The sequence below is a fragment of the Billgrantia antri genome, assembly GCF_017868935.1.
GTDB classification, from domain to species: domain Bacteria; phylum Pseudomonadota; class Gammaproteobacteria; order Pseudomonadales; family Halomonadaceae; genus Halomonas; species Halomonas antri.
Window position 1 is genome coordinate 911,383 of record NZ_CP053383.1, and the last position, 11,758, is coordinate 923,140.

The 11,758-nt window shown below is 62.6% G+C and carries 8 protein-coding genes; 2 read left to right on the forward strand and 6 right to left on the reverse strand.

Annotation, left to right across the window (positions count from 1 at the left end; genetic code table 11):
- Window positions 1-3 precede the first annotated feature (3 nt).
- The gene (locus tag HNO53_RS04335; RefSeq protein WP_209476554.1) at window positions 4-2,046 is read left to right on the forward strand and encodes a CocE/NonD family hydrolase; all 2,043 of its coding nucleotides are present in this window, start codon (window positions 4-6) and stop codon (window positions 2,044-2,046) included.
- 177 nt (window positions 2,047-2,223) lie between these two features.
- On the opposite strand, the gene HNO53_RS04340 is transcribed toward HNO53_RS04335, so the two are convergent.
- Window positions 2,224-2,742 carry a ferritin-like domain-containing protein gene (locus tag HNO53_RS04340; protein WP_209476556.1) on the reverse strand — a complete coding sequence of 173 codons (519 nt, stop codon included), beginning with the start codon at window positions 2,740-2,742 and terminating at the stop codon, window positions 2,224-2,226.
- A gap of 315 nt (window positions 2,743-3,057) precedes the next feature.
- A complete protein-coding gene (locus tag HNO53_RS04345) occupies window positions 3,058-3,345 on the reverse strand; it encodes a con-10 family general stress protein (RefSeq protein ID WP_209476558.1) in 288 nt (95 codons plus the stop codon).
- A gap of 324 nt (window positions 3,346-3,669) precedes the next feature.
- Here HNO53_RS04345 and HNO53_RS04350 point away from each other — a divergent pair, with 324 nt between their 5' ends.
- Window positions 3,670-4,332: a LuxR C-terminal-related transcriptional regulator gene (locus HNO53_RS04350; protein ID WP_209476560.1), complete on the forward strand. Its 663-nt coding sequence runs from the start codon at window positions 3,670-3,672 to the stop codon at window positions 4,330-4,332.
- Window positions 4,333-4,454: 122 nt separating this feature from the next.
- Here HNO53_RS04350 and HNO53_RS04355 read toward each other — a convergent pair whose 3' ends face one another.
- From HNO53_RS04355 to HNO53_RS04370, 4 genes are all read right to left on the reverse strand, one after another.
- Window positions 4,455-8,408: a hybrid sensor histidine kinase/response regulator gene (locus tag HNO53_RS04355; protein WP_209476561.1), complete on the reverse strand. Its 3,954-nt coding sequence runs from the start codon at window positions 8,406-8,408 to the stop codon at window positions 4,455-4,457.
- A gap of 91 nt (window positions 8,409-8,499) precedes the next feature.
- The gene (locus tag HNO53_RS04360; protein WP_209476562.1) at window positions 8,500-9,015 is read right to left on the reverse strand and encodes a hypothetical protein; all 516 of its coding nucleotides are present in this window, start codon (window positions 9,013-9,015) and stop codon (window positions 8,500-8,502) included.
- A gap of 94 nt (window positions 9,016-9,109) precedes the next feature.
- Window positions 9,110-10,891 (reverse strand): sodium:solute symporter family protein, encoded by a 1,782-nt coding sequence (locus HNO53_RS04365; RefSeq protein ID WP_209476563.1) that lies wholly within the window; start codon window positions 10,889-10,891, stop codon window positions 9,110-9,112.
- A gap of 6 nt (window positions 10,892-10,897) precedes the next feature.
- Complete coding sequence (locus HNO53_RS04370) at window positions 10,898-11,158, reverse strand: DUF4212 domain-containing protein (protein WP_197449805.1); 261 nt, start codon at window positions 11,156-11,158, stop codon at window positions 10,898-10,900.
- Window positions 11,159-11,758 lie beyond the last annotated feature (600 nt).

Consider the following 11,758-nt stretch of genomic DNA (forward strand, 5'->3'; position numbering starts at 1 on the left):
GCTGTGAGTGTCATAGACTCGTTTCCCTACCAGGTTCGCGAAATAGAGAACGTCTTCATCCCGATGCGTGACGGGGCTCAACTGGCAGCCAGGATCTGGCTGCCGGAGGAGGCCGAACGTGCGCCGCTGCCGGCGATCATGGAGTACATACCTTACCGCAAGCGCGACATCACCCGCGGCAGGGACGCCGCCAACCATGCCTACCTGGCCGGCCATGGCTACGTCTGCGTGCGGGTCGACATGCGCGGCAGCGGCGACTCGGATGGCGTGCTCACTGACGAGTACACCCAGCAGGAGCAGGAAGATGCCGTCGACGCCATTGCCTGGCTGGCCGAGCAGCCCTGGTGTGACGGCAATGTCGGCATGATGGGCATCTCCTGGGGTGGCTTCAACAGCCTGCAGGTAGCGGCCAAGCAGCCGCCGGCGCTCAAGGCGATCATCAGCATCTGCTCGAGCGATGATCTCTATGCCGACAACATGCACTACATGGGCGGCTGCCTGCTCGGCGACAACCTCTCCGAGGCGACCGTGATGTTCGCCTTCAATACCCTGCCGCCAGACCCCCAGATCGTCGGCAACCGCTGGCGCGACATGTGGTTCGACCGCATGGAGAACAGCGGGCTGTGGCTCGAGCAGTGGATCGAGCACCAGCGTCGCAGCGCCTATTGGTCCACCAGCTCGGTCAACGAGTACTACTCGGCGATCCAGTGTCCGGTCTATGCCATTGGCGGCTGGGCAGACGGCTTCACCAATACCGTGCTGCGCCTGATGCAGCATCTGGAAGTGCCGCGCAAGGGATTGATCGGGCCCTGGGGCCACAAGTACCCTCATCAGGGCATCCCCGGGCCGGCCATCGGCTTTCTACAGGAATCGCTGCGCTGGTGGGATTACTGGCTCAAGGGCAAGGACACCGGCATCATGGACGAACCCATGCTGCGTGCCTGGGAGCAACACAGCGTGCCGCCGGACACCTCGTACGACGAGCGTCCCGGCCGCTGGATAGGTGAGGCGAGCTGGCCGTCCGACAACATTCGCACGAGGCGCTATGGCCTGGGGCCCTATACCATTGCCATGGGCGAGGGGCATGGCGGCCCCCATCAGCAGGAGGGGCATGAAAGCGCGCTGGCGCTGCAGTCTCCCATCAGCGTGGGGCAGTCGGCCGGCAAGTGGTGCTCCTATGCCGCCACGCCGGACCTGCCTGGCGACCAGCGCGAGGAGGACGGCGGCTCGTTGATCTTCAGCAGCCGCCAGTTGGCCGAGCCGCTCGAGATCTTCGGCATGCCGGTGGTGGAGTTCGAGCTCTCCTGCGACAAGCCGCAGGCGATGCTGGCCGTGCGTCTCTCCGACGTGGCGCCGGATGGCAAGTCGACCCGCGTCACCTATGGCCTGCTCAACCTGTCGCATCGTGACAGCGACGCCGATCCCGAGCCGCTGGTACCGCATCGCCGCTATCGCGTGCGCATCCCGATGAACGGCATCGCCCAGTGCTTTCCGGTAGGTCACCAGTTGCGCCTTTCGGTCTCGACTTCCTACTGGCCGCTGGCCTGGCTGCCGCCAGAGCCGGCCCAGGTCGACATCTACCCGGACAGCAGCGTGCTGATACTGCCGGAGCGCACGCCGGGTGAGGAGGACGAACGCCTGCTGGCGTTCGATGAGCCGCAGGAGGCCTCTCCCCTGGACGTCCACACCTTCGCCGCCAGCGAGCACAACTGGCTGCTGCATCGCGACCTGGCGAGCAAGGAGTCCACTCTCGAGGTGATCAACGATCAGGGGCACTTCCGCATCGAGGACATCGGCACTGAGATCAGGCGCAGCACTCGCGAGTGGTACAGCACCGTCAATGATGACTTCACCTCGGCGCGCGGCGAAACCTATACGGAGCGTTCGTTCAAGCGCGATGACTGGAACGTGGAGATCTATACGCGCAGCATACTGAGCTGCGATGAGAGCAATTTCTTCATCCACGCGCAGCTCGACGCCTATGAGGACGATTATCGCGTCTTTTCCAAGAACTGGGAGAAGGTGATTCCCCGCGACCACATGTGACACCGTGAAGGTACAGCATGCAAACATGGCGCCGCTCCTGCGTGGGGCGGCGTTTTCTCGTTGAACATTCGGGTGTTCGCCAGGCAAAAAGCCCCGGCGAGGAGCCGGGGGAAGCGAGGGGGCTATCTAAATCGTTGAAAAAATACGTGGCAACGTCCTCTGAAGCTCGCTGTGTCTTCAGGTCTTGGCGCGCAGATCGCTGTCCTCGGAGCGCTCCAGGAATTGGCGTGTGGTTGCGTCGAGATGCTGGCCCAGCCACTCGGCCATGGCTTCCTCTTCGCGCAGGATCTGTTCGCAGATGCGAGCGATCTCGGGCTTGCCGACCTTTTCTGCAGCCTGGATCAGCGCCTTGTAGCTGGCGATCTCGAAGTGCTCGAAGGCGTAGCTGGCGAGGCCGCCCTTGACCACCTCGTCGCCTGCCATCATGCCGCCTATGGCTTGGCCGAAGGCGGCCAGCTTACCGCCGATGTCTTTCATGGAAGAGAGGTCGGCGCCGAGCAGCGAGATACACTGTTCGATCTTTTCCGCCTGGCCGCGAGTCTCTGTCAGGTGCTGCTCGATGCGTGCCTTGAGTTGTGGATAGTGCTCCAGCCGGCTGGCCTGGGCTTCGAGCATCTTCTCGGCCTGCTTTTCCATGGCGTGAGCATCGCGTAGCCAGTCTTCCAAATGCTTCGGGGCTTGCGGTTCAGTGCCCATGGGCTATCTCCTTGCGGTTGCGATAGGGTATCCGCTCACTTGGACGGATGGATCTGCTCTTCACACGTGCTTGAGTGCGGCTTGGCGGGGCCCAGCTTGGGTTCTTGGCTTGCGGTGCAGACTGGTTCATGACCGTATATTTGCTGCGACCGGCCAAAGCGGCTCGAACCGCGCATCCGACCTGCAAATAGGGTGCGGATGGCATGTTCATACCGTTCGGTGCGGGAGAAGAAGCTGCCGGAGGCAGGCTCCGGCAGCTTGAGTCGGTCAGCGCTGGATCAGACCAACGCCGAGGGCTGAAGAGAGCGGCAGCACTCAGCTGTTCTTGCCGCCCTTGCGACCGGCTTCGGAGGCTTTCTGGCGGTCGTTGGCGAAATTGCCGCCGCTGTGCTGGCCGCCTTTCTGGCCGGCCTGGGAGGCCTTTTGCGGGTCGTTGGCGAAGTTGCCGCCACTGTGCTGGCCGCCTTTCTGGCCGGCCTGGGAGGCCTTCTGCGGGTCGTTGGCGAAGTTGCCGCCGCTGTGCTGGCCGCCTTTCTGGCCGGCCTTGGAGGCCTTCTGTGGATCGTTGGCAAAGTTTCCGGGGTTCTGGTTACGCTGTGCCATGGGTTATCTCCTTGAATCCTTTCCGCATGTTTCCATGCTTGTACTTCCATTTACCGGGAATCCGGCACCGCTGGCGTCTGCCATCGTCTTTGAAGATAGAAGCGGCTTTAAACGATCGGCAAGGGGATTGCTGTTTCCAAGTGAAAAGAAAATTGTCCCGGTTCGCTTGGCCTTTCTCCTTGCACTCATATTTTCTCGAACGTTGTCGACAACTGCTGCCGTACGCTTGGGAAGCGCCCAAGCATGGGGTAACATGCGATGAACAATCGATGAGCCCTAAGAGGCGGCCCCAGGCCCCGAGCTCGAGGAACCGGAGGAGTATCCATGGCCTTTGCCCAGAAATTCATCGTTGCCGATGACCATCCGCTGTTCCGTGCGGCGCTGACGCAGGCGCTGCGCCAGCTGGCGCCACAGGCCGAGATCGTCGAGTCCGACACCATGGAGGCCACCTGCGAGGTTGTCACCCGGCATCCCGACGCCGATCTGATACTGCTCGACCTGCACATGCCGGGTGCCCATGGCTTCTCCGGCCTCATCCAACTGCGTGGCCAGACGCCGGACATCCCCGTGGCGGTGGTATCCGGCAGCGACGAACCCCACGTGGTGCGTCGCGCGATCGACTATGGGGCGTCGGGCTTCATCCCCAAGTCCTCCTCCCTGCAACTGATCGCCGAGGCGGTGGGCGAGATCCTCGATGGCGAGGTGTGGCTGCCCCAGGAACTGGCCGACGCCATGGGCGATGCCAACGAGGAGGAGACCCGCTTTGCCGAGGCCATCGCCTCGCTGACGCCGCAGCAGTTTCGAGTGCTCAACATGCTCACCGAAGGCCTGCTCAACAAGCAGATCGCCTATGAGCTGAACGTCTCCGAAGCCACCATCAAGGCCCATGTCACTGCCATCCTGCGCAAGTTGGGCGTGCACTCGCGCACCCAGGCGGTCATCGCCGCGCAGAGGCTCGAGGTGGAACCGCCGAAGGTCGAATCCTGAACACCGCACGCCAAGCCTGAACACAAGACAGGACCGCCGGATGGAAACATGCGGCGGTTTTTCTTTACCTGGGCCTGCTGTCGGCGTCGCGGCTTGCCCCGTCAGCGGGACGTGACCCTGTTCTAACTCTCTTGCCGGGCAGCCCGGCTGGCCTGCAGCGTTCGGGTCAGCAGGGCGCGCAGCGCGGCAGGGCGTACCGGTTTCTGCAGCAGATGATAGCCGCTGCGACGTATCTCTTCGGCCACCTCCTCGGTGCGGTCGGCGGTGATCACGATGCCCGGTACGGCGCCCTGAAGCCGCTCGCTGAGTGCCTCCAGCGCCATCAGGCCGGTCACTTCGTTGTCGAGGTGGTAATCGGCCAGTATGGCATCCGGCTCGCCGTCGAGGTTGCGCAGCACCGACTTGGCCCCGCCGATGGTAGTGGCGGTGTAGACCTCGCAACCCCACCCCGACAGCATCGCTCTCATGCCTTCGAGAATCAGCGTCTCGTTATCGATGCACAGGATACGGGAGCCGACCAGCTTGTTGCCCACGCGGCGCGGCGAGGCGGCTTCTTCGGCACGCTCGGCGGCACTGCGGGGTGCCACTACCGGCACGCCGACCGAGAACATGGTACCGATGCCTTCCCGCGAGAAGACCTTGATCGGATGATCCAGCACGCGGCTCATGCGATCGGCGATCGATAGTCCCAGGCCCAGCCCCTTCTCGCTCTCCTTGTGGCGCGTGGCCTGGTCCAGGCGACGAAACTCCTGGAAGATCTCGGCCTGCTTGGATTCGGGAATGCCCGGGCCCGAGTCCCACACTTCGATGGTCAGGCGCGCCCCGCGGCGCCGGCAGCCCAGCAGTACCCGTCCTTCCTGGGTATAGCGCAGCGCATTGGAGAGAAAGTTCTGGATGATCCGGCGCAGCATCTGCGGGTCGCTATCGACCCATTGACGGGTCGGGACCACCACCAGGTCGAGGCCACGATCCTCGGCCATCACCTCGAACTCGGCGCGCAGGGGCTGGAAGATGTCGGCCAGGGCGAAGTGGCTGCGCCTCGGCGTCAGGGCGCCGGCATCGAGCTTGGAGATGTCGAGCAGGGTGCCGAGCAGCTCCTCGGCAGCCTGCAACGAATTGTCGATATGGCCGATGGTGCGCTTCATGTCCTCGGCGTCCATCTCCTGCGACAGCGCCGAGGTGAACAGGCGGGCGGCGTTGAGCGGCTGCAGCAGGTCGTGACTGGCGGCGGCGAGGAATCGGGTCTTCGAGGCGTTGGCATCCTCGGCCACCTGCTTGGCCTGGCGCAAGGCCTGTTCGGCCTCGGCGCGCACGCGGTTCTCCTGGCGCAGCGCGGTGTTGGCCTCGGACAGCGCCTGGGTACGCTCCCGCACGCGCTCCTCCAGGGTCTCGTTGGTCTCTTTCAGCGCTATCTCCGCCAGGCGACGCTCGGTGATGTCCTGGTAGAGAGCGAAGAAGCCCAGAATCACGCCGCTATCGCCGAAGTGCGGGGTATAGGTCACCAGCATGTAGCGCAGATCCTCGGCAATGCGCATCGACACCTCGAAGCTGACGCGCTCGCCGGCCAGGGCGCGGCGAATCCAGGGGTCGCGCTCTTCGGCCATCTCGGCGCTGATGACGGCCTCGAGGGGCTTGCCGATTACCTCGTTGCGATCGATGCCGAAGGCCTGCTCATAGGCGCGGTTGGTGAAGAGGTAGCGGCACTCCTTGTCGAAGTAGGCGATCAGCGCCGGCACGTTGTCGGTGTAGATGCGAATGTTGTTCTCGGAGCGTATCAGCGCTTCCTCGATGCGCTTCTGCTGGGTGATGTCCTGATAGGTGTAGACGAAGCCGCCGCCCGGCATGGGATTGCCCTGTACCTCCAGTACGCTGCCGTCCTGGCGGTAGCGCACGTAGCGGTGAGGCTGGCCGTCACGGATGTTGTCGATCAGCAGCTGCACGTGCTCCTCCGGATCGCCGGGGCCGTACTCGCCGTTATGGGCGTTGTAGCGGAAGATCTTGTCCATCGGCGCACCGACCCGGATCAGGTGGTCGGGGAAGCGGAACAGTTCCAGGTAGCGCTGGTTCCACACCACCAGGCGCATGTTCTGATCGACCACGCTGATGCCCTGGTTGATGTTCTCTATGGTGGCTTGCAGCAGGGCGCGGTTGAACTCCAGTACCTGCGAGGCTTCGTCGACGATGGAAATCACGTCGGAGATACCGATGCCGCGCCCCTGTAGCGCCGAGTTGACCACGATGCGCGCCGATGACGCCCCGAGTACCGAAGCCAGGAAGCGTTCGGTGAACTGGATCACGTCGATGGAGGCGCGGTTGCCGTCCTCCAGCGGTTTGCCGGTGCGTCGGGCGTAGTCGTCGAAGGCGCGCGACACCTGGCCGGCGGCGAGGAAACGCTCGCACAGCACCTTGAGGTCGCCGACGGTGGTGGCACCGGTCCAGGGGCGGTTGATCGAGGTCTGGCGGGTCTCGACGCTGTCGACGAACAACGAGGCCTGGATGCGTTCGACAACCCGCTGCGAGGTGATCTGTGAAACGAAGATGTAGCAGAACAGATTGACGCCGAGCGAGAGCATCACGCCATGGGTGAAGCTGTCGCCGAAGTTGAGCCCGAACAGCGCAGTGGGCGTCAGCCAGGGGTGGCCGAAGGGGCCACCGGCGAGCCACTCGGTCGGCAGCACGCCGGCCTGGATCATTCCCGGCATCAGCAGGCTGTAGGCCCAGATGGCAAACCCGGCGTTCATCCCCACCACCACCCCGAGGCGGTTGCCGCGCTTCCAGTACAGTCCGCCAAGTAGTGCGGGAGCGAACTGCGCGGCCGCGGCGAAGGAGAGCATGCCGATCGAGGCCAGCGAGGTGAACTCGCCGATGAGCCGGTAGAAACCATAGGCCAGCGCCAGGATCACGCCGATGGTGATGCGCCGCGCCTGAAGCACCAGGCGGCCATAGTCACGTGGCCGAGCATCCAGCCAGCGCAGCCGGAACAGCAGCGGTATCACGATCTCGTTGGAGATCATGATCGAGACCGCGACCGTGGCCACGATGACCATCCCGGTCGCCGCGGAGAAGCCGCCGATATAGGTGAGCAGGGTCAGCCACTGCTGGCCGGCGGCCATCGGCAGTGCCAGCACGAAGGTATCGGGTTCCACCGAGCCGTCGGGGAACAGGGCCAGGCCGGCGGCAGCGATGGGCAGAATGAAGAAGGCGAATGCCACCAGGTAGAGCGGGAACAGCCAGCGCGCCTTGGCGGCATCGTTGGGATGGGTGTTCTCCACCACGGCGACGTGGAACTGGCGTGGCAGGCAGAAGATCGCCAGCATGGCGAGCAGTGTCTGGGCCCAGAAGCCGCGGCCGAAATCCTGATCGGCGAGCTGGCGCTGCAGTTCCATCTGGGTGTCGGCGATGGCCATCAGCTCGCCAAGCCCGTCGAACATGCCCCAGGTGACATAGGCGCCCAGCAGCAGGAAGGCCAGCAGCTTGACCATCGACTCGAACGCGACGGCGTGAATCAACCCTTCATGATGCTCGGTGGCATCGGTGTGGCGGGTGCCGAACAGAATGGCGAACGCAGCCATCACGATGGCCACGAAGAAGGCCGTATCGGCGAACAACGGGGTACGGGTGATGTCGGCTGCATCCGTCAGCACGGCGAACGAGGTCGACACGGCCTTCAGCTGCAGGGCGATGTAAGGCAGCGTGCCGATCAGCGCGACCAGGCTGGCGAAGGCCGCCAGGGACTGCGCCTTGCCGTAGCGCGAGGCGATGAAGTCGGCGATCGAAGTGACGTTCTGCCGCTTGGCCACGCGGATCATCTTGGCCAGTATCGGCCAGAACAGCATGAAGGTCAGGATCGGCCCGACGTAGATACTGGCGAAGGACCAACCCGAGGTCGCTGCCTGGCCGACCGCACCGTAGAAGCTCCACGAGGTGCAGTAGATGGCCAGCGCCAGGATATAGATGACAGGACGCTGGCGACTGGTGCCACGCCGGCGTGCGTTGCGATCGCCCAGCCAGGCGATGCCGAACAGGATGGCGATGTAGAGCAGCGAAACGGCGACCAGCAGCCAACCGGCAAACATGATTTCTCCCCCCGGCAAGTGCCGATCATTCTATCGGGATATCGGCCCGAGGGCACTCGGGCCTGGCGGTGGCTTGGCAGGGGCTCCGCAACTACTCGGGCGAGCAGACCGCCTGATAGAGAGCGGATTCCCGATCGAGCTCACGCAGGGCATCGACGCGTGGCTGGCGGCTCTCTTCGGCGAGCGGCACCAGCTCGGCCGAGGCGCAGTTCATCAGGTACGGCTGGTGGTGGAGTCGATCCACATGGGCCCTCTGGAAACGATAAAGAATGAATTCAACCAGCTGATGATCGTCGGCCTGGCGTCGCTCCATGCTGCTGTGGTCGACCACGCTGAAGCCCACTGTCAAGGGAGAGGCGTAGGTCCACGGGCGCCAGAACATGCGGTCATGTTCGGTATCGACCACCTGCGCCGTTGCCGGCAGCTGATTGCGCTTGTGCTCGTACCAGCTGTACTCATGGTTGATCTGATAGCCAAGGATACCCAGGCCGGCAAAGACCGGGACGATCCAGCGGGGCAGTCGCTTGCCGCTCAGGGTCCGCAGCAGGAGTCCGACGCCTGCAGCGCCCAGTCCGGCGAAGACCGCCGCAATAAAGTGCCAAATCATATTGGGAGCTTCCTGACAGCCATCGGGCTTCCCGAAGGAAGCCCGATGTGAGATGGGTTCCGGCGCCAGGGTGACGCCGGGATAGGATTATGACTCAGTGGTCGACCGCCATGCCAGCTCCCTTGGGATAGCGAACGCTTTCCACCAGTTCCTGGATCTCCTGGGGCGGCTCCTGGGTCGCCTTGGAGAGGGCGAACGCCACGGCGAAGTTGATCAGGGCCCCGATCGCGCCGATGGAGAGCGGCGAGATGCCCAGCACCCAGTTGTCCGGGGTATCCGGCAGGTTGTTGGTGCCCGGGATGAAGAACCAGCCCTTGTAGACGAAGATGTAGCCCACGGTGAAGATCAGACCGGCCAGCATGCCGGCGATGGCCCCCACGTTGTTTACCCGCTTGGAGAAGATACCCATCATCAGCGCCGGGAACAGCGAGGCGGCGGCGATACCGAAGGCCAGTGCCACTACCTGGGCGGCGAAGCCCGGCGGGTTGGCCCCCAGGTAGGTGGCGACGATGATGGCCACGGACATGGAGATTCGCGCCGCCATCAGTTCGCCTTTCTCGGAGATGTTGGGATTGATCGAGCCCTTGATCAGGTCGTGACTGATCGCCGAGGAAATGGCCAACAGCAGACCCGCGGCCGTCGACAGTGCGGCAGCCAAGCCGCCTGCGGCGATCAGGCCGATGACCCAGCCGGGCAGGTTGGCGATTTCCGGGTTGGCCAGTACCAGAATATCGTTGTTGACGGTCAGTTCGTTGCCTTCCCAGCCGCGATCGGTGAAGTCGGCATTGCCGTTATACATCTGAATGCGGCCGTCGTCGTTGAGATCCTGGAAGGAGATCAGACCGGTCTCTTCCCAGGTGCGGATCCACTCGGGGCGATCCTCATAGAGGATGGGGTTGGTAGCGGCTTCTTCCATGTTCTCGACCTGGCCGGCCATCTCGGGATAGATGGTGGTCGCCAGGTTCAGGCGTGCCATGGAGGCCACGGCCGGAGCGGTCAGGTAGAGCAGGCCGATGAATACCAGGGCCCAGCCGGCGGACCAGCGTGCGTCGGCCACCTTCGGCACGGTGAAGAAGCGGATGATGACGTGGGGCAGACCGGCCGTACCGATCATCAGCGTCAGGGTGAACAGCACCATGTTGAGCTTGTTGTCCACATCCGCCGTGTACTCGTTGAACCCCAGCTCGGTGACCACCTCGTTGAGCTTGGTCAGCAGCGGTACGCCGGATTCGGCGTGATCGGAAAACAGGCCCAGCGGCGGAATCGGATTGCCGGTCAGCTCCAGGGAGATGAATACCGCCGGAATGGTATAGGCGATGATGAGGACGATGTACTGGGCCACCTGGGTGTAGGTGATCCCCTTCATGCCACCGAGTACCGCATAGAAGAACACTACCACGGCAGCAATGATCAGGCCGGTGGTCGCTTCGACCTCCAGGAAGCGAGAGAAGGCCACGCCCGCGCCCGCCATCTGGCCGATAACGTAGGTCACCGAAGCCACGATCAGGCAGATGACCGCAACCAGACGGGCCTGCTTGCTGTAGAAGCGGTCACCGATGAATTCGGGGACGGTGAACTTGCCGAACTTGCGCAGGTAGGGGGCCAGCAGCATGGCCAGCAGCACGTAACCGCCGGTCCAGCCCATCAGGAACGTCGAGTTGGCATAACCGCCGGCAGCGATGAGGCCCGCCATGGAAATGAACGATGCCGCGGACATCCAGTCGGCACCGATTGCCATGCCGTTGGTAATGGGGTGCACCCCACCGCCGGCGACGTAGAAATCCTTGGTCGAGCCGGCCTTGGCCCATATCGCGATACCGATATAGATGGCAAAGGAGCCGCCGACGAAGAGAACGTTGATCGCAAATTGACTCATGCTGGCTTACTCCCCGAGGCCGAACTGCTGATCGAGCCGGTTCATCTTCCACGCGTAGAAGAAGATCAGCACGATAAAGGTCAGGATGGATCCCTGTTGGGCAAACCAGAATCCAAGGTCGGTGCCGCCGACAGGAATGCCTGACAGCAGGGGGCGGAACAGGATGGCACAGCCGTAAGAGACGAATGCCCAGACGATCATACAGCCGGTAATCAGGCGTAGGTTCGCCTTCCAATATGCAGTCGCGTTGGATTTGTCATCTGCCATAGTGATGCTCTCCACTTGTTGTTAAGGTTGGGAAGCCGCCAAGAGAGTTGCCAAGCTTCATCAGGGGGCGCTCCAAGCGAGTCGAGCGGTAAGGACTATAGATGCTAGCCAGCATCAGTTGACCCATGATCCCTGCGGACGAGCCGCACTTCCCACCACGTCTGGTTACCTGTCATCGAGCCGCTTTAAACAGGCGCGTTTTCCCCAATGGCTCAAGAGCAATAGTGGTCAATAAATCAAAAAATTAAAATCCCAGACTTTCGTATCATGAGCAAACTGCGATGCTCTCATCTTTGTATAATATTTTTAAATTCAGAAAGTTACGTTTACTTGACATGTATATTGCGATACCGCTTCCGTTGATGGTAGGACGATTGTCTAGCATAGAACTTTTGTCTATCTCACTGGCTCGTAAGACCATTGTCTAGTGCGGATGGAAAGTCTTCGGAGTCGGTGCCCTTTGACGTTGGTCTAGGTTATGTCTTGAAAGTCGGGACTGTTATTCTGCCACTGTAAGGCCGGTTAGGCGTAAGTCCCCCAAATGGGAAGACGTGTTTCTTCGAGTTTCAGGCGGCGGGGCGTGTATGCCCAGGCTTGAGT